A 22,009-nucleotide genomic window follows, 5' to 3' on the forward strand; every position below is an offset into this window, starting at 1 on the left:
ACAGCTTAGGAAAAAGGTATCGCGCTCAGGTTACAGCCAATATTGCGACATTTACAGGGCATTACGAGACCGCAAGCGCACAAAGTGCCGGCGAGCCGTCCCGGCCCCCGTCTATTCGAGTGTGCGGACGCGGTCGATGGCCTGTTCGATCCGTTCGACCGCAACGACCTGTAAGCCTTCGATCGGCTGTTTCGGTGCATTGGCCTTCGGAATCACCGCCACCGAGAAGCCGAGCTTGGCCGCTTCCTTCAGGCGTTCCTGACCGCGCGGCGACGGTCGGATTTCGCCGGCGAGGCCGACTTCGCCGAACACGACGAGCCCTTTCGGCAGCGGCTTGTTGCGCATCGACGAATGAATCGCGAGCAGTACCGAGAGGTCTGCGGCGGGCTCGGAGATCTTCACGCCGCCCACCGCGTTCAGGAACACGTCCTGATCGAAACAGGCGATGCCCGCGTGCCGATGCAGCACCGCGAGCAGCATCGCGAGCCGGTTCTGTTCGAGGCCGACCGCGAGGCGGCGCGGATTCGGCGCGTTGGCCGAATCGACGAGCGCCTGCACTTCGACGAGCAACGGCCGCGTGCCCTCCTGCGTCACGAGCACGCAGGACCCCGGCACCGACTGTTCGTGCTGCGACAAAAACAATGCCGACGGATTCGCGACGCCGCGCAAACCACGCTCGGTCATCGCGAACACGCCGAGCTCGTTGACCGCGCCGAAGCGGTTCTTGATCGCGCGCACGAGACGGTACGACGAGTGCGTATCCCCTTCGAAATACAGCACCGTATCGACGATATGTTCGAGCACGCGCGGCCCCGCAAGCGCGCCCTCTTTCGTCACGTGCCCGACCATGATGATCGTGGTGCCCGACTGCTTGGCGATGCGCGTGAGTTGCGCGGCGCACTCGCGCACTTGCGCAACCGAGCCCGGCGCCGATGTCAAAGCATCCGAATAGACGGTCTGGATCGAATCGATCACGGCGACTTCGGGCCGTTGCTCGGTGATCGTCGCCTGAATTTTCTCGAGCTGGATTTCCGCGAGCAATTGCAGTTCGCTCGCCTTCGAGCCGGGTTCGAGCAGTGCGAGCCGTTGCGCGCGCAACGCGATCTGCGCGCCCGATTCTTCGCCGCTGATATAGAGCGCGCGCTTGTCCGCGGCGATTTCCGCGAGCGACTGCAACAGCAGCGTCGATTTACCGATGCCCGGATCGCCGCCAATCAACACCACGCCGCCCGGCACGAGGCCGCCGCCGAGCACGCGGTCGAATTCGCTGACGCCGGTGGAAAAGCGCGGCACGTCCGACGCGTCGATGTCGGCGAGGCGCCGCACTGGTGTGCTCTTCGCAAGCGACTGGAAACGGTGACCGGACGGCGCCTCGGCGATCGATTCGACGAGCGTGTTCCACGCCTGGCAGGACGGGCATTGACCGGACCACTTCGGCGACTGTCCGCCGCATTCGCCGCAGATGTACAACGTCTTCGCTTTCGCCACGCGTTACTCCGCCCGAACCGGCACACGCGGCGCGACCGCGCACATCAGCTCGTAGCCGATCGTGCCGCAGGCCTGCGCGACGTCGTCGATGGGCAGCGCGGTACCCCACAGTTCCACGCGCGAGCCGACGTTGGCGGTCGGCACCGGTGTCAGGTCGACGGTCAGCATGTCCATCGACACACGTCCAACGATTCGCGTGCGCACGCCATCGACGATCACCGGCGTGCCTTCGGGCGCGACGCGCGGATAGCCATCCGCGTAACCGCACGCGACCACGCCGATGCGCATCGGCCCGCGCGCGGTGAACGTCGACCCATAGCCGACCGAACTGCCTTCGCTGAGCGTTTGCACGGCGATCAGTTCCGACGCGAGCGTCATCGCGGGCTGCAGGCCGGTGCCGTCGATCGCGGCCGTCACGCCGGACGGCGACGCGCCGTACAGGATGATGCCGGGACGCACCCAGTCGAAATGCGCTTCTGGATGCCACAGCGTCGCGGCCGAATTCGACAGGCTGCGCGCACCGGCGATGCCCTGCGCGCCGCGCTCGAACGCATCCATCTGATGAGCAATGCCGCGCTCCCCATCGGCATCGGAAAAATGCGTCATCAACGTGATCTGGCCGACCCCTGGGCAGGCGCGCGCGCGCTCCCATGCGGCACGGAATTTTTCGACCGTATAGCCGAGCCGGTTCATGCCGGTGTTCATCTTCAACTGGATATTGACCGGTTTCGACAGGCGCGCCATTTCGAGCATGCGCAGCTGCTCGTCGGAATGCAGCGCCGTGGTCAAGCTGTAGCGGTCGATTACGTCGATGTCGGTCGGCCGAAAAAAGCCTTCCAGCAGAAGAATTGGGCCTGCCCAGCCCAATTCACGCAACTTCACCGCTTCTTCGAGGTCCAGCAACCCAAAGCCGTCCGTCGCGCGCAATCCGGGAAACACGCGCGCGAGGCCATGCCCGTAGGCATTGGCCTTGACGACGGCCCAGATTTTCGATTTCGGCGCATAGCGCCGCGCGACAGCGAGGTTATTGGCGAGAGCAGCGGTATGAATCGTGGCGGAAAGGGGGCGCGGCATGGGATTTTTTCGAAAAGACACTTGCGAATCAGCGGCTTACAAGGCGTTTTCAGCGCTCTGCGGCCCGCTGGGCGGTGCGATCAAGGATTCTGCTAGTCTGAATCCATCTATTTTCATGATATAAAGCCGTGCGCACAACCCATTTCGATCGGCATAAGCCCGGACGCATAACAAACGGCCGGGGCGGACGGACCGCAGCGAGGACAGCATCGCATCAGATGAAAAAAGGCTTTTACACCATCATGGCCGCGCAGTTTTTTTCGTCGCTGGCCGACAATGCGCTTCTGATCGCCGCTATCGCACTGCTGAAAGATCTTCACGCTCCGAACTGGATGACGCCGCTGCTCAAGCTGTTTTTTGTGCTGTCGTACGTCGTCCTTGCCGCCTTCGTCGGCGCATTCGCCGACTCCCGTCCGAAAGGACGCGTGATGTTCATCACCAATACGATCAAGGTGGTCGGCTGCATCACGATGCTGGTCGGCGCACATCCGCTGATTGCGTACGGCATCGTCGGTTTCGGCGCGGCGGCCTACTCGCCCGCCAAATACGGCATTCTCACCGAACTGTTGCCGCCTGACCGGCTGGTCGCCGCGAACGGCTGGATCGAAGGCACCACGGTCGGCTCGATCATTCTCGGCACGGTCCTCGGCGGCGCGCTGATCAGCCCGCACATCGCCGCGCCGATTCTCAAATGGCACGTCCCCACCGTGAACACGCCTGCGGAAGCCGCGATGCTCGTGATCATGGGCATTTACGTGGTCGCCGCGCTATTCAATCTGCGCATTCCCGACACCGGCGCGCGCTATCCGCGCCAGGAACACGGTCCGATCCGTCTGATCACCGATTTCGCCGATTGCTTTCTCGTGCTGTGGCGTGACAAGCTCGGACAGATTTCGCTCGCCGTGACGACGCTGTTCTGGGGCGCGGGCGCGACGCTGCAATTCATCGTGCTGAAATGGGCCGAGGTGTCGTTGGGCATGTCGCTGTCAGAGGCAGCGATCCTGCAGGCGGTGGTCGCGGTGGGCGTCGCGGGCGGCGCGATTTTTGCGGCTTCGCGTGTGCCGTTGAAGAAGTCGCTGTCGGTCTTGCCGGTCGGCATCATGATGGGTATCTCCGTGATGCTGATGGCGTTCTACACGCGCGATCTGTTTCCCCCGCACTGGGGCATTTATTTCGGCCGCATGCACGTGTCGGGCTATCTGATCTTCGCGTACATCTTCCTGATGTTCGTGGGCGGCCTGTCGGGCTTTTTCGTCGTGCCGATGAATGCGCTGCTGCAGCATCGCGGGCACGTGCTGCTGTCGGCAGGCCATTCGATCGCCGTGCAGAACTTCAACGAGAATCTGTCCGTGCTCGTGATGCTGTGCCTGTACGCGGTGCTCGTGTGGCTCGACGTGCCGGTTACCGTCGTGATCGTGCTGTTCGGCACCTTCGTGTGCGTGATGATGTGGCTCGTGATGCGGCGCCACCAGGCGAACCAGCGCGCGTTCGATTCGGTCGCGCTGATCGGCGAAGCCAAGCACTGATCAACCGCACCGGGCCGGCCGCGACACGCACGAACGCGCCCTTCTTCTTCCTCGCTCGACCATGACTCAAACGATTCCCAATGTGCTGACGATCGCCGGTTCCGATTCCGGCGGCGGCGCCGGCATCCAGGCCGATCTGAAGGCCTTCTCCGCGCTCGGCGCCTATGGCGCGAGCGTGATCACCGCGCTGACCGCGCAGAACACGCGCGGCGTGACCGCGATCCACGCGCCGGACCCAGGGTTCATCACCGCGCAGCTCGACGCGGTGTTCGACGACATTCGCATCGACGCGGTGAAGATCGGCATGCTCGCGAACGCGCCGATCGCGCGCGCGGTCGCCGACGCGCTGCGCCGTCACCGGCCCAAACACATCGTGCTCGACACGGTGATGATCTCGAAGAGCAATCACGCGCTATTGCTGCCCGATGCGGTCGCGGTGGTACGCGACGAACTGCTGCCGCTCGCCGATCTGCTGACGCCGAATCTGCCGGAAGCGGCCGCGTTGCTCGGCACGCAGCCCGCCACCGGCGAAGCCGGCATGGTCGAGCAAGGCGAAGCGCTGCGTGGGCTCGGCGCGCGCGCGGTGCTGATGAAGGGCGGCCATCTGAGCGCGACCGATAGCCCCGACTGGCTCGCGCAGGAAAGCGGCACGCTGCGTCTCGGCGGTCCGCGCGTGCCGGTGAAGAACACGCATGGAACTGGCTGCACGTTGTCGTCGGCGATCGCGGCGTTGATTCCGCAGCGCGACGATCTCGCTAGCGCCGTGGCCGATGCGAAGGTTTATCTGACCGGTGCGCTGCAGGCGAGCGAGCGGCTCGACGTCGGCCACGGCGTGGGGCCGGTGCATCACTTTCATCGGTGGTGGTGAGCGACGCTATTGCTTCGCGTAACGCCGCGCGTGCTCGGGCCAGTCGTCGGGCACGATAAAGCCGCGCGAGCGCTCGAGCAGACGTCCCGTGTTGTCTTCGATGAATCCGGCAACCATCGTCGGGCCGTATTGCGGTGAGATTCGAGCGGCGAGCGCGGTTGCGTCGACATAGCTCGAGTCGTCCGCGCCGGCTTGCATTCGATACTGCGGCGCGAGCCATTCGAGCCGCGGCAACAGCCGCCACTTGTGCGTGTGCGCGCACTCGAAAGCCGGCCAGTCGCGATGCGTAACCCACCAGCCGCGGCCATGCGCGGGATCGAGTTCGGCAGGATCGGCGGGCGTGGCGCCATGCCGGTAAAACAGCCAGCCTTTGACGAACATCTGCGGCGTCCACGCGCCCGTATAGCCCGTCGTTGCAAATTCGTCGCGTGCGCTGAGCGGCAACTGATGATCGAGCAGATGCGCGAGCTTCAGATCGAAGCGGTCCTTCAGATTGGGGCCGACATAATCGGCGAGACGCGCCGCCTGTGCCCCATTCGGATCGCCCGCATGCAGATAGCACTTCACTGCGAGTTCCCAATGCAGTCGCGCGCCTTCGCGTGTGCGCACGAGGAAATCGCATTCACCGAGCGTGCGGCCCGCGTGCCGTAGCGGCACACCCGCTGCGATAAGTTGCGTGCCCGGCCCATGACGAAGGAAAAAGCCCAGCAGGCGTTCGGCGTAGCGGCCAAGACGAGTGATGCGCGTTGCCGCGAGATCCTGATGCAGAGATCCTGGAGTGGCATCGAGCGCGTGCAGCCAGTCGAGCGTGGCCTGTAATTCCTGCGGTGTGTCGAATGGATCGGCGAGCGCGCCCGCGGGAGGCTGAGGGCGCAGCAGATCGGGACTCAGCAGCAGCCAGGCGAGATCGCGGACGGCGGGATCGCGCAGCGCATCGACTGAAGCATCGTCACGCAAACCCAGCAATGTATCGAGAAGCGCCGCCCGGCTGACAGACGCGGCGGGCATGCGCGCCGCCGGTCCCTCGGGGATCGTCACTTTGATTCGTTCGACGGCGCGCCGCCGTTCGCGAGCCACGTGGCGCGCGCAAGGCACAAGTCCGTCCATGCCTTGGCCTTGTCGGGCAGGCTACGCAGCAGATAGGCCGGATGATAGGTGACGATCACCGGTACACCCTCGTACGTATGCACGCGGCCGCGCAATGACGAAATGCTCGCCTCGGTCTTCAGCAGACTTTGCGCGGCGAACCGGCCGAGCGCGACGATCAGCTTCGGCTTCAGGAGCGACACCTGGCGCTGCAGATAAGGTTCGCAACGCGCGACCTCATCTGGCTGCGGATTGCGGTTGCCAGGCGGCCGGCACTTGATCACGTTCGCGATATAGACGTTGGTGCTGCGCGCGAGCGCGAGCGAATGCAGCATGTTGTCGAGCAGCTTGCCCGCCTGGCCGACGAACGGTTCGCCTTGACGGTCCTCGTTCTCGCCGGGCGCTTCACCGATCAGCATCCAGTCGGCCTCGCGATCGCCGACGCCGAACACCGTGTTCGTGCGCTTCTCGCACAGCCGGCAGGCCTCGCATCCGGCGACGCGCTCGGCGAGCGCGTCCCAATCGAGCGTGTGGATAGCCGGCAGAGCGGGCGCGTCGCGGCGTGCTTCGGCGGGTGCGGGGGCCGATACGGTTGGATCGTCGAACCACGCGAAGTCGTCGTCGGGTGGGGCGTCGAAAGTCGGCGGGACTGAAAAGTCGGATTGCGGTTGCGATGGCTCGCGGCGTGCGGCGGTATCGTCGAAGCGCGGTGCGGATTCACGCGTCGCTTGCTGCGGCTGCGCGTCGGCGGTTGCGCGCAGCGCTTCGCGCGCGGTCTGCGGTGCCGGCTCCGCGCGACGCTCGTCGTTTGCGTGTTCCCGCAGCGACTGCGACGCATCACCCTGCCCGGCCTCCGCCTCGCGCGCGGCGAGTCCGCGACGCACCCACAGCGGCGCGAGTCCAAATTCTTCGAGCACCGATTCATGCAGCGCCATCTTCGTCCTCCGTGCCAAACGACAGACGCATCACGATCGCGTCCTCCCGGGCGCGATGCCGCGCCGGATAATAATTTTTGCGCCGGCCGATCGATGCGAAGCCAAAGCGCTCGTATAAACGGATCGCCCGATGATTCGACGGCCGCACTTCGAGCAGCAGCCCCTCGAGCTTCTCCGCGTGCGTGATGCGCACCGCCTCGCGCAGCAGCGCGAGGCCCGCGCCGGCGCCTTGCGCTTGAGGTGCGACGCAGAGATTCAGCAGATGCATTTCATCGACGACCGGCATCAGCACGCAATAGCCGATCAAAGTGCCTGTCACGTGACGCAGACAGACGCCGAAATAGCCGTTGCGCAGCGAGTCGCCGAAATTGCCGCGACTCCACGGAAACTCATACGCCAGCTTCTCGATCGCGGCGACTTCGTCCAGGTCGCTTTCGGTCATCGGCGACATGTAGCGGTCCGTGAGCAGCACGCCGCTCATGGGCGCGCCTCGTCGTGGGACGGCTGGCCAGCCGCGCCGTTGGGCGCACTCTGTGCGGACTGCCCGGCGCTATGAGCCGCTTTGGCTGATTTCGCCGCTTTGTCGGCCATGCGCTCGGCGGTCGTCTGCGCGACCTTGTCGCGGACGTACTCGGGCGCGGCCTGATCGGCTGGTACCGTGCGACCCGCATGAAACGCGCGCAGCGCCGCGTACGCGAGCGGCAACGCATGCGGCAACGCCTCGCCATCGACGCTTCGCGCGGCCGCGACCGCCGGCAACCGCTCGCCGAACGCGGCGGCCGCGTTGCCGGCGAGTGTGAACGGTACGTCGGGCAACGCGATCCGCGCTGGCGCATCGAGCGACGCCGTCTGAACGGTGCGCCATTCGTGTTGCGCGTCGTCCCACGCGTAGTCGGCCCAGTAGATTTCGTCCATGCGCGCGTCGAGCGCGGCGAGCACGCGCGTCGTCGACGGATCGCGCAGGCGGGCGCTCTCCGCGCACGCGAGCAGCGTGCCGATCGGTACGACCGGCAGGTTCAGGCCGAATGCGAGGCCTTGGGCGACACCGGTCGCCGTACGCAGTCCGGTGAACGAACCCGGCCCCGAGCCGAACGCAATCGCGTCGCAGTCCGCCAACGGGAGGCCGGCTTCGTCGAACAGTTCGCGGATCGCCGGCAGCAGGCGGGTACTGGACACCGCGCCGGTTCGTTCGTGACGAACCCAGACGCGCGGTTCGGCGTTGGGCTGACCGGCGGCATCGACGGACGCGGACACGAGCGCCGCCGAACAGAATTCGGTCGAAGTATCGATTGCAAGGAGCACTGTTTGAGTCATGGACCGTATTGTAATCGGCGCGGTGCGCGTGAATGGTGGTTTGCGCGACCACGCTGCCCCCTTCGCGGCCGCCCGGTTTGGAATAAGCCCTCGGCCCCGCGGCGGCGGTCAATTGTTATGATTTTCAGTCGATCTCATCTATCCCGCCATCCGGGCCAAACCACCATGACCGATATCAACTCCCAGTTCGAACAAGCCCAGCAGGACGTCAAGCAGCTGCCCGAGCGTCCGGGCAATCTGACGCTGCTGCGTCTGTATGCGCTTTTCAAGCAGGGGAACGAAGGCGACGTGCACGGCGACAAGCCGGGCTTCACCGACATCGTCGGCAAATACAAGTACGAAGCTTGGGCGGCGCTCAAGGGCACCGCGCAGGACGCTGCGAAGCAGCAATACGTCGAACTCGTCGAATCACTGAAGAGCGGCGCCGCGGCCTGATTTTCCGGCGCGCCAATCATCTGCGGAACTGATCGTCTGGCAACGCTGCGACGGCCTCGCGGCGGGTGCCGAACACGAAGCCCCGAGCCGCCGCCTCACTTCCCTACCGCATTCCGTCACTTTTTTCTGTCGGAATTGCCTGAATGGTGGCGCAGTGCAGCAAAGGTCGCTATAATGCGGCCTGCGCTTCACTGCTTCGCCCGTTTTTTCCAACGGTCCTCGCGGCGCAGCGTCCCATAGCGTTTGCTCCAATCCAGTTTAGAACCTGTCCCCTTCTGCCTAGCCCACTACGGGCTCAAGTCCCAGGCTGGCGACTCGCCATGTTGGCATGTCGCATCCGATACAGCTTCTAACGAAAAACTCGCCTTCATTGTCGCGAGTTGCCCCCGTTTTTCGATTTGCTCGCTGCTTTTTTGCTCGCTGAATCCGACGACTTGGGTATGCCGATTGGCGTTGACGTTTTTCATCCGATGAACCACCCAGGATCGTTTTCAAGGATTCACATGACTTTGAGCAACACCCCCAGCAGCCCGTTGAACGCCATCGCCGACGAAGCACTCGGTCTCGCGCCCGCCGCTCCCGCAGCCGTCGCACAAGCTGACGCCAAGCCGAGCTTCGCGTCGCTCGGCCTGTCCGCGGAAGTCGTCTCCGCGCTGACCGCCGCTGGCTACGAGCACCCCACCCCGGTGCAGCAACGCGCTGTGCCGGCTGGTATCGCTGGCCGCGATCTGCTGGTTTCGAGCCCGACCGGTTCGGGCAAGACCGCCGCCTTCATGCTGCCCGCCATCGAGCGTTTCGCGCAGCTGCAAAAGGCCCAGGCGAGCCAGCCGCGCGAACCGCGCCCGGCCGACGGTGGCCGCGGCCGCCGTCCGCAGCCGGTCGCACGTCCGACCATGCTGGTGCTGACGCCGACCCGCGAACTCGCGATGCAGGTCACGACCGCCGCCGCGACGTACGGCAAGCACCTCAAGCGCCTGCGCACCGTCAGCATTCTCGGCGGCGTCGCTTACGGCCAGCAGCTGATGCTGCTCGCGAAGAACCCTGAAATCCTCGTTGCGACGCCGGGCCGTCTGATCGACCACCTCGAGCGCGGCCGCATCGATCTGTCGCAACTGCAGATCCTCGTTCTCGACGAAGCCGACCGCATGCTCGACATGGGCTTCATCGACGACATCGACACGATCGTTGCCGAGACGCCGGCTACGCGTCAGACCATGCTGTTCTCGGCCACGCTCGACGGCAAGATCGGCTCGCTGACCGGCCGTCTGTTGAAGGACCCGGAGCGTATCGAGATCGTCCAGCGCATGGAGCAGCGCACCAACATCGCGCAAACCGTCCACTACGTCGACGACCGCGATCACAAGGACCGTCTGCTCGACCATCTGCTGCGTGCCGACGGCCTCGATCAGGCGATCGTCTTCACGGCAACCAAGATGGACGCCGACCAGCTGGCAGGCCGTCTTGCCGACGCCGGTTTCGAATCGGCCGCCCTGCACGGCGACCTGCCGCAAGGCGCGCGTAACCGCACGATCCGCGCGCTGCGCGAGCGCCGCGTGCGCGTGCTGGTTGCCACCGACGTCGCCGCTCGCGGTATCGACATCCCGGGCATCACGCACGTGTTCAACTACGACCTGCCGAAGTTTGCCGAAGACTACGTGCACCGTATCGGCCGTACCGGCCGCGCGGGCCGCTCGGGTATCGCGGTGAGCCTCGTGCATCACGCCGAACAGGGCGCGTTGAAGCGCATCGAGCGCTTCGTGCGCACGCCGCTGCCGGTCAACGTCGTCGAAGGCTTCGAGCCGCGCAAGGCGCCGCCTTCGGGCAACGGCCGTCCTGGATTCGGTGGCCGCGGTCGTCCGGGCGGTAACGGCCGCCGCTTCGGCAGCGGCTCGGGCAAGCCGGGCGGCTACGGCGGCTCGCGCAACGGCAACGGCAACGGCGGCGGCAACAGCTGGGGCAACAAGTCGGCCGGCGGTTCGCGTGACGGCTACGGTTCGCGTGACAGCCGCGGCGGCTCGCGTGACGGCTATGGCTCGCGCGAAGGCTTCGGCGGTGGTTCGCGCGACGGTTACGGTTCGCGTGACGGCTACGGCGCGCGCCGCAACGACGGTCCGCGTTCGGCACGTCGCGGCGACTAACCGCCTCGTTATCTGAACGACCGGACGGCCTCGCGTCGTCCGTGACCACAAAGAAAACCGGTGCTCAGGCACCGGTTTTTTTTGCCGTTTGCCAAACCACCTTAAATTTCACGATATAAAAAATTTTTTTGCGTCGTAAAAAATGATGCTGCAAAGCACAAGAACAGCGATTGCAGCAGGGAAAATTTCGTTTCTTATCGCGAAACGTAGGACTCAACCTATTGATTTAACGGAAAAATAAATATTGGAAAAACGCTTTGCGGCGTCTATGGTGCGTCCATCGATTTGCCTAGACTCTTATATAAGACTTCACGAAACAGAACGCCTCTGCTGGCCCTACGCTTCGAGAAGACAGAGTCACCCATCCTCCATAACTGGCATCGAAGGAGCACATCATGACAATGACCCGCGAACAGCAAGTGCAGCAACTCAAGCAACAATGGGAAACGGACCCGCGTTGGAAGGGTGTCAAGCGCACCTACTCGGCCGAGGACGTGGTGCGTCTGCGCGGCTCGGTGCAACCCGAGCACACGCTCGCAAAGCGCGGCGCCGAAAAGCTGTGGGCCGCAGTGAACAGCGAGCCGTTCGTCAACTCGCTCGGCGCGCTCACCGGCAACCAGGCGATGCAGCAAGTGAAGGCCGGTCTGAAGGCAATCTATCTGTCGGGCTGGCAGGTCGCGGGCGATGCCAACGTCGCCGGTGAAATGTACCCGGACCAATCGCTGTATCCGGCCAACTCGGTGCCGCTCGTCGTCAAGCGCATCAACAACACGCTGACGCGCGCCGACCAGATCCAGTGGTCGGAAGGCAAGAACCCGGGCGATGAAGGCTACGTCGATTACTTCGCCCCGATCGTGGCCGACGCGGAAGCCGGTTTCGGCGGCGTGCTGAACGCGTTCGAACTGATGAAGGCGATGATCGAAGCGGGCGCGTCGGGCGTGCACTTCGAAGACCAGCTCGCCTCGGTCAAGAAGTGCGGCCACATGGGCGGCAAGGTCCTCGTGCCGACCCGCGAAGCCGTCGCGAAGCTGACCGCCGCGCGTCTGGCCGCCGACGTGTCGGGCGTGCCGACCGTGCTGCTCGCCCGCACCGACGCGGAAGCCGCCGACCTCGTGACCTCGGACATCGACGACAACGACCGCCCCTTCCTGACCGGTGAGCGCACCGTCGAGGGCTTCTATCGCACTAAGCCGGGCCTCGAACAGGCGATTTCGCGTGGCCTCGCGTACGCGCCTTACGCCGACATGATCTGGTGCGAAACCGGCAAGCCGGACCTCGAGTTCGCGAAGAAATTCGCCGACGCGATCCACAAGGAGTACCCGGACCAGCTGCTGTCGTACAACTGCTCGCCGTCGTTCAACTGGAAGAAGAACCTCGACGACGCGACGATCGCGAAGTTCCAGCGCGAGCTCGGCGCAATGGGGTACAAGTTCCAGTTCATCACGCTGGCCGGCTTCCACGCGCTGAACTACTCGATGTTCAACCTCGCGTACGGCTATGCGCGCAACCAGATGACCGCATTCGTCGAAATGCAGCAGGAGGAATTCGCGGCGGCCGAAAAGGGCTTCACCGCGGTCAAGCACCAGCGCGAAGTCGGCACCGGCTACTTCGACGCCGTCACGCAGACGGTCGAGCGCGAAGCATCGACGACCGCGCTGCATGGTTCGACGGAAAACGAGCAGTTCTTCGACAAGAAGGTTGCCTGAGACCAGCCGGTCGGGTCACGCAATCCCGTGGCCTGAACGCAGCAACGATTGGCAAATGTCGAGCGGCACCGTCAGAGTGCCGCCGACACAGGGGGGACCGCGCCGTACCGGATTGGCAGGAGCATTGGTGCGCATGCCAGCGGCCGGGGTCTGAGAGAAGCCAGCACGCGGCAAGCGTGCGGCGAACCTGAACGCGCCGGCTTCGCCGCCGGTGCGTTTTCTTTGAAGGCGGATGCCGGCACGCCGCCGGCGGCGGCGCAAAGCGAATCAGCGATAGACGATCACAGGAATTTTCGTATGCGTGAGCACGCGCTGCGTTTCACTGCCGATCAACAGGCTGCCGAGCCCACGCCGCCCATGCGACGCCATGAAGATCACGTCGCAGCCGCCCTGCTCGGCCGCTTCGATGATGCCGAGATACGGCGCCGGATGCACGCTCGTGCGGCTCTCGACGTGGACGCCGACGCGATGGGCCGCATGCTCGACTTCGCGCAGATGCACGCGCGCTTCGCGCTCGCTGCGTTGCAGGAACTCGCCGGGTGGTTCGACCGCGACATCGGAGAACGGCGAGTACGGATATTGCGGCAGACATGCGTACGCGGTCACGCGGGCGCCCACGGCCTGCGCGAGATCGATCGCACCCGCTATCGCCTTGCGTGAAAGATCTGAACCATCGGTCGGAACCAGGATGTGCCTGAACATGATGCCCTCCGTCGCCGGCTGCGCGCAGCACGGCGTCAGCGTCCAACAAAGCCCAGGGTGCAGGCTGCCCGGAACGATTGTAATGCGTATGAATGCCGGTAATTGCGTCCGGCTGGAGATTGGCCCGTCAGTCCCAGTAACCGGGTTCGCCGTACGTATGCTTGAGAAAGTCCAGAAACAGCCGCACCCGCAGCGGCAGATGACGGCGCTGCGGGAACACCGCGTGGATGCCGATCGGCGGCGCGGCGAATTCGTCGAGCACCGTGACGAGGCGTCCCGCCGCGAGGTCCGCGCCGACTTCCCACCAGGAGCGCCACGCCAGTCCGTGTCCGGCGAGACACCATTCATGCAGCACCGCGCCGTCCGAGCATTCCATCGTGCCGGACACCTTGATCGACACGACCTTGCCGTCGTGCTGGAACATCCAGCCGCGCTGCTGGTTCGCGCTCGCGCCGAGCGCGAGGCAGTTGTGGCGCGCGAGCTCGGCGAGGCTGTGCGGCGCGCCGCGCCGGTTCAGATACGCGGGCGACGCGACGCACACGCGGCGGTTTTCGGCGAGCTTCAGCGACACCAGCGACGAATCGGGCAACTCGCCGAGCCGCACCGCGCAATCGAAGCCCTCGTTGACGAGATCGACGAGACGATCGGACAGATCGAGCGTGATCGACACGTCCGGATGCGCGACAGTGAATGCGGGCACCAGTGGCGCCACGTGCCGGCGCCCGAAGCCGGCCGGCGCCGACAGCCGCAGATGGCCGCTCGCCTTGACGCCGCCCGCCGACACGCTCGCCTCGGCGTTCTGCATGTCGTGAAGGATGCGCTGGCAGTCTTCGAGAAAGGCCGAGCCTTCGAAGGTCAGCGTGATCTTGCGCGTCGTGCGCACCAAGAGCTTGACGCCGAGGCGCTCCTCGAGCGCGTCGATGCGCCGGCCGATGATCGCGGGAGCGACGCCCTCGGCGAGCGCCGCCGCGGACAGGCTGCCTTTGGCCGCGACGGTGGCGAAGGTCTCGATCTGCTTGAAACGGTCCATGAACGATGCGCACCGTGCGAACCAATGAAATCGGCGCAAGAGTGAGGGTTGTGTGCGAGATTAGGTATAGGAAAGTAAAAGATCAAGTGATCTTTAGCATATTTTTTACCACCTAAGGTCACCAATACAATCGATCCCGACCTCTGACAGGAGCGCACGGCAATGTCGGCCACAACGACATCCTCACCGCGAGCAGTGATTTTCGACGCCTACGGCACGTTGTTCGACGTGCATTCGGTGATCGCCGCAGCGGAGCAACTATTCCCCGGACACGGCGACGCGCTGTCGCAGCTTTGGCGCCAGAAGCAGATCGAATACACGCAGCTGCGCACGCTCGCCGCGCGCAGCGACGCCCCCGGCGAACACTACCGCCCGTTCTGGGACATCACGCTCGACGCACTGCGCTTCGCCGCGAAAAGACTGCAGCTCACGCTCGGCCGCTCGGCCGAAAAGCGTCTGATGGACGAATACGCGTGCCTGTCGGCGTTTCCCGACGCGGTGCCGGTGCTGCGCACGTTGCGCGAGCCCGCTGCCGCGCCGCGTGGCGGGCTCAGACTCGGGCTCGCGATTCTGTCCAACGGCAATCCGCAAATGCTCGACATCGCGGTCAAGAGCGCCGGCATGAGCGCCCTCTTCGATCATGTGCTGTCGGTCGATGCGGTGCGCGCGTACAAACCCGCGCCCTCCGCGTATGCGCTCGGCCCCGATGCGTTCGGCGTGGCCGCGCGCGAGATCGTGTTCGTGTCGTCGAACGGCTGGGACGTCGCGGGCGCGACGTGGTTCGGCTTCACGACGTTCTGGCTGAACCGGCAGAACCTGCCCGTCGAAGAGCTTGGAGTGAGCCCGCATGGCACCGGCGGCGGCATGAACGATCTGCTGGGCTTTCTGCGGACGCTCTCGACGTCGTCGCGCTCGAGCGGCGGCCGTCAAACCAAAACTCATGGCAGTGGCGGCCGCAAGCGCGCCAGCCCGCGCGTATGACGGCCCGCTCGCTTTCGGGAACCGTCTCCCATCTTCAACCTTCGCACTTTTGCAATCTGACCGACCAAGGAGAAAACATGGCTAATCCGCTGTCGTTGCCGCAAGGCATGGAAATCACCGGCGACATCAAGCCCGGCTTTGAAGCGATCCTCACCCGCGAAGCGCTGGAACTCGTCGCGGCCTTGCACCGCACGTTCGAGCCGCGCCGTCAGCAGTTGCTGCAGGCGCGCGTCGAACGTACGAAGCGGCTCGACGCGGGCGAGCGGCCCGACTTCCTCGCCGCCACGAAGAGCGTGCGCGAAGGCGACTGGAAGATCGCGCCGCTGCCGCAGGATCTGCAGTGCCGGCGCGTCGAGATCACCGGACCTGTCGAGCGCAAGATGATCATCAACGCGCTCAATTCGGGCGCGGACTCCTACATGACCGACTTCGAGGATTCGAATGCGCCGAGCTGGGACAACCAGATCACCGGTCATATCAATCTGAAGGACGCGGTGCGCCGCACGATCTCGCTCGAACAGAACGGCAAGTCGTACCGGCTCAACGACAAGACCGCGACGCTGATCGTGCGTCCGCGCGGCTGGCATCTCGACGAGAAGCACGTGAAGGTCGACGGCAAGCGCGTGTCGGGCGGCATCTTCGATTTCGCGCTGTACATGGTGCACAACGCGAAGGAGCTGATCGCGCGCGGCTCGGGCCCGTACTTCTATCTGCCGAAGATGGAGAGCCATCTCGAAGCGCGCCTGTGGAACGACATCTTCGTCGCCGCGCAGGAAGCCGTTGGCGTGCCGCGTGGCACGATTCGCGCGACGGTGCTGATCGAGACGATCGTCGCCGCGTTCGAAATGGACGAAATCCTGTACGAGCTGCGCGAACATAGCTCGGGCCTGAACGCGGGCCGCTGGGACTACATCTTCTCCGCGATCAAGAAGTTCAAGAGCGACCGCGACTTCTGCCTCGCCGATCGCTCGCAGATCACGATGACGTCACCGTTCATGCGCGCGTACGCGCTGCTGTTGCTGAAGACTTGCCATCGCCGCGACGCGCCGGCGATCGGCGGCATGAGCGCGCTGATTCCGATCAAGAACGATGCGGCCGCGAACGACAAGGCGATGGCCGGCGTGCGCTCGGACAAGGCGCGCGACGCTGGCGATGGCTACGACGGCGGCTGGGTCGCGCATCCGGGTCTCGTGCCGGTCGCGATGGAAGAGTTCGTCAAGGTGCTCGGCGACCGGCCGAACCAGATCGACAAGCAGCGCGTCGACGTGCTCGTGACCGCGACCGATCTGCTCGACTTCCGCCCGGAAACGCCGATCACCGAAGCGGGCTTGCGCAACAACATCAACGTCGGCATCCACTACCTCGGTTCGTGGCTCGCGGGCAATGGCTGCGTGCCGATTCACAACCTGATGGAAGACGCGGCCACCGCCGAGATTTCGCGCTCGCAGGTGTGGCAGTGGATCCGCTCGCCGAAGGGCAAGCTCGATGACGGCCGCAAGGTGACGGTCGAACTGGTGCGCGAGCTCGCGGGGCAGGAACTCGACAAGGTCAAACAGACGGTGGGCGGAGATACGAAGCCGTATGAGCGCGCCGCGCAGATCTTCGAGCAGATGTCGACCGCGGAGCAGTTCACCGATTTTCTGACGCTGCCGCTTTACGAAGAGATTTGATGGTGTCGATGAGGCGGGCTCGGGCGCCTCGTGCCTGCTCGAGCCAGGCGATCGCATCGGCTTGAATGACGGCGCGCCGCGGACATACGTGGCGCGCTGCGCTATTGGCCGCTTGCGCGCACCGGCTCAGCGCGTGCGCCGATGTTTGACCCAATCTCCCGAACGGATTTCGGGCAGCCCTTTTACCGCGTTCGGCACAACCGGATAGAAGCGGCAGTTCACGACGTTTCCGTCTACTTTGACCATCACCTCTCGGGCCAGAAAACGCTCGTCGACACCCGGATATACGGCTTCGATTTCGTCGAGCACCGCGACGAGCGCATCGTCGATCTCATAGACGTCGCCGACCACGTCGACGCCCGCTTCGTCGACGACGAGACCCGGATAGTCGCCAAAATCGAACAGATGGCCGCGCACCGTGGTGCTGCCGAGCAGGCTTGGCGCGGGGAGGTCGTTGCGCGCGGCGGCTTCGCTGATGTCGTTGGTTTCACCGGCACGCAGCGTGCCATAGACAAAGACGGTCTGCATCGTCGTTGAGTCTCCGTGGTCAGAGGTGAGTTGGTGGCTCGGGGGCCATCGGGACATTATGCAACGGTGGCCCGACGGCATCCGCAGCCAGGCACGATCTACAATGCTTGGAACCCGCGCCGGTGAATGGCCTCGACCGCGCCTCGCCCTTGCCGGCTCCGTTATCTGAACCGACCTTGCCATGCCCTCGTCCGCCGAGTCCAACCCGTTGAGCCGCGTGCGTTTCGCCGACATACCGCCCGAGTTCGCGCCGAACGACACGCATCCGATCCGCGTGCGCTCGCGGCCGATGCCGGCGGGCTGGCATATCGCGCGTCATACGCATGCATGGGCGCAGGTCGCGTATGCGTCGCGCGGCGTGCTGCGCGTCGCGACAACGGGCACGACGTGGATGGTGCCGCCATCGCGCGCGATCTGGTTGCCGCCGCATGTCACGCACGAAGTGGTCGCCGTCGAGGATGCGTTCCTGCGCACGCTGTACATCATCGAGAGTACGGTACCGGCCGGGCTCGATACGCCGCGCGTCGTCGAAGTATCGAACTTGTTGCGTGAGGTGATTGCCGCGCTCGATTCGCCTGGCCTGTCCGCCGCACGCGAGCAACTGCTCGGCGCGCTCGCTCTCGATGAACTGACGCGCTCCGAGCCGTTGCCGCTGTCCGTGCCGATGCCCAGCGAAAAGCGCCTGCGCGCGCTGTGCGAGGCCGTGATCGCCGACCCGATGCATGGCGAGCCGCTCGAACAGTGGGCGTCGACGGTCGGCGCGAGCACGCGGACGATCGCGCGGCTGTTTCGTCAGGAGCTGGGGGTGAGTTTTTCGCAGTGGCGTCAGCAGGCGATCCTCGCGCGCGCCATTCCCTTGTTGAGCCAGGGGCGGCCGCTGTCGCATGTCGCGCAGGAACTGGGCTATCAGAGCCAAAGCGCCTTCTCCGCGATGTTCCGGCGCGCGTTCGGCGCGAGTCCACGCGCGTTTATCGACCGAGGCGCCGAGCATCGCGCAAGCAACGGCGAGCATGATGATGCGCAAGCGGATGATGAAACGGCACAGGATCAAGCCGGTTCGGCCGATGTTGCCGAGCGGTGAACGTCGATGCGTGGCGGTGCGCGTCGGCGATCCACGCAGATCCGGCCTCAAACCCGCCGCGCCAGATGACGGATTGCGCCTAGCTGCGCGAGCCGCGGCCCGGCGAGCTTATAGCCCTTGCGCTGATAGAGCCGCGCAGCCGGATTATCGACGAACACGCGCAACTGCAACTCGCGCAGCCCCCGCTCGCGCGCCCATTGATGCGAGATGTCGAGAAGAAACGTACCGGCGCCAAGCCGCCGATATCCTTCGGCAATCTGCACGTCGCGGATATGCAGCGAATCACCCTCCTCGGTGATACGCAGCACGCCCATCGGCACGCTATCCACTTCGAGAATGAAATTCTCCGATTCCCGCCAACTGCCGAGAAACAGATCGCTGCGCCAGACCAGATGATGCCGGCGATAGTAGCCGCCCATGTTGTTGCGGGTCAGCGCCTCGGCAAACTCGAAATCGTCCATGCTTGCCGTGCGCAGATGAAACGGTGACGGGGCTTCGGTTGGATCGAACATGGCAGGACCGCGAGGATAAGTCGGATCAACGGTAAAACAGGCCGCGCGCGCTGGCAATGGCTGTTTGTCCCGAGCTTTCCGCGAGGCGACGGCAACGAGCAGCCGAAATAAAAAAAGCCCACTTCTTGTGAAGTGGGCTTTCTCAAATCTGGCGGAGCGGACGGGGCTCGAACCCGCGACCCCCGGCGTGACAGGCCGGTATTCTAACCAACTGAACTACCGCTCCAGATTTTGCATCGCAGTCTGCGGGCCATGCTCCCAGCCTGCTGCACCGTTCAAACTTCCAACCGAACGACGCCGATGTTCTGGCGTCCCCTAGGGGATTCGAACCCCTGTACTCACCGTGAAAGGGTGATGTCCTAGGCCTCTAGACGAAGGGGACAACGTACTGCTTACACCTTTAATGAAAAAGCCCGTTCAGGTATGTGTGAACGGGCTTTGTCTGGCGGAGTGGACGGGACTCGAACCCGCGACCCCCGGCGTGACAGGCCGGTATTCTAACCGACTGAACTACCACTCCAGTCTTTACACCCTGCTTGCGAGCGTCGGTTAATTCTCTGCAAGCTGCGCTGCTTTACTACCACTCGAATACTAAAGCGACGCTGATGTTTGGCGTCCCCTAGGGGATTCGAACCCCTGTACTCACCGTGAAAGGGTGATGTCCTAGGCCTCTAGACGAAGGGGACAAAATCTATTCAGATCCGTCTTAATTCGCTTTCGACTTATTCAGCTCGCTCTAACTTTTCAGTTAATTCGCTGAGCTTTTTAACGTCAACTGCGAAGACCGCTATTTTAACTACGTTTCAGCGATCTGTGAAGTCTTTTTTTCTACAACTTTCAGACTTCTTAACCACTTTAACTTCTCTCTGCTGTGTTGGTGGAGGTAAGCGGGATCGAACCGCTGACCTCTTGCATGCCATGCAAGCGCTCTCCCAGCTGAGCTATACCCCCGCGCGCATCAGAGAAACGAGATTCTAGAGGGCGATCTGCGGTTTGTAAATACCCCTTGAGCAATTACATGCGATTTTTCCGAAGGCGTGCGAAACCCTGTCACGCACGCCCACAGCTGATCAGCCAAGCGCTGTTTCGATGCGGCCAACGACGACGTCGCGACCGAACAGCATCAGCACGCTATCAATCGACGGAGTATGCGTCGTACCCGCCACCAGCAAACGCACCGGCATCGCGAGCTGCGGCATCTTCAGCTTGTGCGCGCCGAGCGTAGCCTTCAGCGCGGCGGCGATCGCCTCCTTGGTCCATTCGACCGTCTTCAATGCAGCGGCCAGATCAGCGAGCGCCGGACGAACCGCGTCGGTCACGTGCTGGGCAAGCGACTCGGCATCGGGTGCCGGCGTGCGATAGAACATCGCGGAGTTCTGCGCAATTTCCTTCACGGTCGACGCACGATCCTTCATCAGGCCCACCACGCCCGTCAAATCCGGACCTTGCGCGAGTGTGGCTTCGTCGATGCCGAGTTCCGCGAAGAACGGTATCGCCAGTTCGGCGAGGCGTGCGTTGTCGGCTTCCTTGATGTAGTGCGCGTTGAGCCAGTTCAGCTTGTCATGGTCGTACTGCGCCGGCGACTTGCCGAGGTGCTCGAGATCGAACCACTCGACGAACTGCTCGCGCGTGAAAATCTCCGCGTCGCCATGCGACCAGCCGAGGCGCGCCAGATAGTTGACGACCGCTTCCGGCAGATACCCTGCATCGCGATAACCAATGACGCTCATCGCGCCGTGGCGCTTGCTCATCTTCTCGCCCTGCTCGTTCAGCACGGTCGGCAGATGTGCATACACCGGCGGCTCGCCGCCGAGCGCGCGCAGAATGTTGATTTGCCGCGGCGTGTTGTTGACGTGGTCGTCGCCGCGGATCACGTGAGTGATGCGCATGTCGAGATCGTCGACGACGACGCAGAAGTTATACGTCGGCGTGCCGTCCGGACGGGCGATCACGAGGTCGTCGAGTTCTTCGTTCGAGATTTCGATGCGGCCTTTCACCGCGTCGTCCCACGCGACCACGCCGGTCAGCGGATTACGAAAGCGCAGCACCGGCGTCACGCCCGCAGGCGGCTCCGGCAGGACCTTGCCCGGCTCCGGGCGCCACGTGCCATCGTAGCGCGGCTTTTCGCCCGCTTCGCGCTGACGCTCGCGCAGCGCGTCGAGCTCTTCGGTCGACATGTAGCACGGGTAGACGAGCCCGGCGTCCTGCATCTGCTTCAGCACTTCGCGGTAACGGTCCATGCGCTGCATCTGGTAGAACGGGCCTTCGTCGAAATCGAGACCAAGCCATGCCATGCCCTCGAGAATCGCGTCGACGGATTCGGTGGTGGAGCGCTCGACGTCGGTGTCCTCGACCCGCAGCACGAAGGTCCCTTTCATCTTGCGCGCGAACGCCCACGGATACAGCGCGGAGCGGATGTTGCCCAGGTGGATGAAGCCGGTGGGACTCGGTGCGAAACGGGTACGAACGGAGGTGGTCATTAGCGGTTACTCGGAAAACAGGCGCCGGCGCTCGAGCGAACATGGCTGCGAAGCGCGGCAGCGAAGCGTGCCCATGCTGCGCGCGATGTCGCGCACGGCCACGAGGGAAATAGATGCAAGAGGCGAATTATACCTTCCGCCCGCGGGTGGCCGCCCTCGGCCGAACGGCCTAAGGCGCATGGGCGAACGGCGTCCGGACACCTGCGCAGGCACCTTCCCTCCGCTCACCGAACTCATCTTGAAAAGACGCGGCCCCAGTTCCGAATACTTCCTCTGCAACGTTTCATTACAGCGGACCGCGCGCGCCGATCGTTTGCATTAAGATGTGCGCGCGCTGATATAAGGGCTTGCCCCGCACATCGATCCGATAGGAACGGGACACTCTTCAGCGCGCGGTATCGCCACCGGCGATACGCCTCGCCTGACCTCAGCCTGATCGCGGTACGCGCGACGCC

General features: G+C 64.2%; 19 protein-coding genes and 5 tRNA genes. 8 read left to right on the top strand and 16 right to left on the bottom strand.

Annotated features, from left to right (window positions below):
• Window positions 1-111: 111 nt before the first annotated feature.
• Entirely contained in the window at window positions 112-1,488 is a 1,377-nt protein-coding gene (radA, locus tag AB3X86_RS04850) for a DNA repair protein RadA (RefSeq protein WP_018435504.1), read from the bottom strand.
• Window positions 1,489-1,491: 3 nt separating this feature from the next.
• On the bottom strand, window positions 1,492-2,562 hold the full coding sequence (gene alr, locus AB3X86_RS04855) for an alanine racemase (protein WP_368595120.1): 1,071 nt from the start codon (window positions 2,560-2,562) through the stop codon (window positions 1,492-1,494).
• A gap of 218 nt (window positions 2,563-2,780) precedes the next feature.
• Here alr and lplT point away from each other — a divergent pair, with 218 nt between their 5' ends.
• Both lplT and thiD read left to right on the top strand, forming a co-directional pair.
• Window positions 2,781-4,088 (top strand): lysophospholipid transporter LplT, encoded by a 1,308-nt coding sequence (gene lplT, locus AB3X86_RS04860; protein WP_176108269.1) that lies wholly within the window; start codon window positions 2,781-2,783, stop codon window positions 4,086-4,088.
• A gap of 61 nt (window positions 4,089-4,149) precedes the next feature.
• Window positions 4,150-4,956: a bifunctional hydroxymethylpyrimidine kinase/phosphomethylpyrimidine kinase gene (gene thiD / locus AB3X86_RS04865; protein WP_368595121.1), complete on the top strand. Its 807-nt coding sequence runs from the start codon at window positions 4,150-4,152 to the stop codon at window positions 4,954-4,956.
• A 6-nt stretch (window positions 4,957-4,962) separates the two neighbouring features.
• Here the strand turns inward: thiD and AB3X86_RS04870 are convergent, their stop codons facing one another.
• From AB3X86_RS04870 to tsaB, 4 genes are read right to left on the bottom strand one after another with little or no spacing between them, the layout of a single operon-like run.
• A complete protein-coding gene (locus AB3X86_RS04870; RefSeq protein WP_368595122.1) occupies window positions 4,963-5,994 on the bottom strand; it encodes a DUF1853 family protein in 1,032 nt (343 codons plus the stop codon).
• Window positions 5,991-6,977, bottom strand: a complete 987-nt coding sequence (locus AB3X86_RS04875) for a uracil-DNA glycosylase family protein (RefSeq protein WP_368595123.1) — start codon at window positions 6,975-6,977, stop codon at window positions 5,991-5,993. Before AB3X86_RS04875 ends, AB3X86_RS04870 begins: the two co-directional genes overlap by 4 nt.
• Window positions 6,964-7,458: a ribosomal protein S18-alanine N-acetyltransferase gene (gene rimI, locus AB3X86_RS04880; protein WP_368595124.1), complete on the bottom strand. Its 495-nt coding sequence runs from the start codon at window positions 7,456-7,458 to the stop codon at window positions 6,964-6,966. Before rimI ends, AB3X86_RS04875 begins: the two co-directional genes overlap by 14 nt.
• On the bottom strand, window positions 7,455-8,291 hold the full coding sequence (gene tsaB, locus AB3X86_RS04885; protein ID WP_368595125.1) for a tRNA (adenosine(37)-N6)-threonylcarbamoyltransferase complex dimerization subunit type 1 TsaB: 837 nt from the start codon (window positions 8,289-8,291) through the stop codon (window positions 7,455-7,457). The genes rimI and tsaB overlap by 4 nt, the downstream gene beginning before the upstream one ends.
• A 165-nt stretch (window positions 8,292-8,456) precedes the next feature.
• Here tsaB and AB3X86_RS04890 point away from each other — a divergent pair, with 165 nt between their 5' ends.
• From AB3X86_RS04890 to aceA, 3 genes are all read left to right on the top strand, one after another.
• On the top strand, window positions 8,457-8,726 hold the full coding sequence (locus AB3X86_RS04890; protein ID WP_368595126.1) for an acyl-CoA-binding protein: 270 nt from the start codon (window positions 8,457-8,459) through the stop codon (window positions 8,724-8,726).
• Between the two features lie 503 nt (window positions 8,727-9,229).
• Entirely contained in the window at window positions 9,230-10,864 is a 1,635-nt protein-coding gene (locus AB3X86_RS04895; RefSeq protein WP_368595127.1) for a DEAD/DEAH box helicase, read from the top strand.
• A gap of 401 nt (window positions 10,865-11,265) precedes the next feature.
• Window positions 11,266-12,570: an isocitrate lyase gene (aceA, locus tag AB3X86_RS04900; protein WP_368595403.1), complete on the top strand. Its 1,305-nt coding sequence runs from the start codon at window positions 11,266-11,268 to the stop codon at window positions 12,568-12,570.
• 267 nt (window positions 12,571-12,837) lie between these two features.
• On the opposite strand, the gene AB3X86_RS04905 is transcribed toward aceA, so the two are convergent.
• Complete coding sequence (locus AB3X86_RS04905; RefSeq protein ID WP_018435495.1) at window positions 12,838-13,272, bottom strand: universal stress protein; 435 nt, start codon at window positions 13,270-13,272, stop codon at window positions 12,838-12,840.
• Window positions 13,273-13,399: 127 nt separating this feature from the next.
• Window positions 13,400-14,302, bottom strand: a complete 903-nt coding sequence (locus tag AB3X86_RS04910) for a LysR family transcriptional regulator (protein WP_176108262.1) — start codon at window positions 14,300-14,302, stop codon at window positions 13,400-13,402.
• 162 nt (window positions 14,303-14,464) lie between these two features.
• On the opposite strand from AB3X86_RS04910, the gene AB3X86_RS04915 reads away from it, so the two are divergent.
• Together AB3X86_RS04915 and aceB are read left to right on the top strand one after the other, a co-directional pair.
• Window positions 14,465-15,283, top strand: coding sequence for a haloacid dehalogenase type II (locus tag AB3X86_RS04915; RefSeq protein ID WP_368595128.1), 819 nt, complete (start codon window positions 14,465-14,467; stop codon window positions 15,281-15,283).
• Between the two features lie 77 nt (window positions 15,284-15,360).
• A complete protein-coding gene (aceB, locus tag AB3X86_RS04920) occupies window positions 15,361-16,953 on the top strand; it encodes a malate synthase A (protein ID WP_368595129.1) in 1,593 nt (530 codons plus the stop codon).
• A 126-nt stretch (window positions 16,954-17,079) separates the two neighbouring features.
• Here the strand turns inward: aceB and AB3X86_RS04925 are convergent, their stop codons facing one another.
• Complete coding sequence (locus AB3X86_RS04925) at window positions 17,080-17,481, bottom strand: gamma-glutamylcyclotransferase (RefSeq protein WP_176108259.1); 402 nt, start codon at window positions 17,479-17,481, stop codon at window positions 17,080-17,082.
• Between the two features lie 181 nt (window positions 17,482-17,662).
• On the opposite strand from AB3X86_RS04925, the gene AB3X86_RS04930 reads away from it, so the two are divergent.
• A complete protein-coding gene (locus AB3X86_RS04930; protein WP_368595130.1) occupies window positions 17,663-18,562 on the top strand; it encodes a helix-turn-helix domain-containing protein in 900 nt (299 codons plus the stop codon).
• Between the two features lie 47 nt (window positions 18,563-18,609).
• Here AB3X86_RS04930 and AB3X86_RS04935 read toward each other — a convergent pair whose 3' ends face one another.
• From AB3X86_RS04935 to gltX, 7 genes are all read right to left on the bottom strand, one after another.
• Entirely contained in the window at window positions 18,610-19,074 is a 465-nt protein-coding gene (locus tag AB3X86_RS04935; RefSeq protein WP_176108257.1) for a GNAT family N-acetyltransferase, read from the bottom strand.
• 149 nt (window positions 19,075-19,223) lie between these two features.
• Window positions 19,224-19,300, bottom strand: a tRNA-Asp gene (locus tag AB3X86_RS04940).
• A gap of 80 nt (window positions 19,301-19,380) precedes the next feature.
• A tRNA-Glu gene (locus AB3X86_RS04945) sits at window positions 19,381-19,456 on the bottom strand.
• 61 nt (window positions 19,457-19,517) lie between these two features.
• Window positions 19,518-19,594 (bottom strand) — tRNA-Asp (locus AB3X86_RS04950).
• A 90-nt stretch (window positions 19,595-19,684) separates the two neighbouring features.
• Window positions 19,685-19,760, bottom strand: a tRNA-Glu gene (locus AB3X86_RS04955).
• A 189-nt stretch (window positions 19,761-19,949) separates the two neighbouring features.
• Window positions 19,950-20,025 (bottom strand) — tRNA-Ala (locus AB3X86_RS04960).
• A gap of 119 nt (window positions 20,026-20,144) precedes the next feature.
• On the bottom strand, window positions 20,145-21,554 hold the full coding sequence (gene gltX / locus AB3X86_RS04965) for a glutamate--tRNA ligase (protein WP_368595131.1): 1,410 nt from the start codon (window positions 21,552-21,554) through the stop codon (window positions 20,145-20,147).
• Window positions 21,555-22,009: the final 455 nt, after the last annotated feature.

It is taken from the genome of Paraburkholderia sp. BR14374, from assembly GCF_040948685.1.
GTDB lineage: Bacteria > Pseudomonadota > Gammaproteobacteria > Burkholderiales > Burkholderiaceae > Paraburkholderia > Paraburkholderia youngii.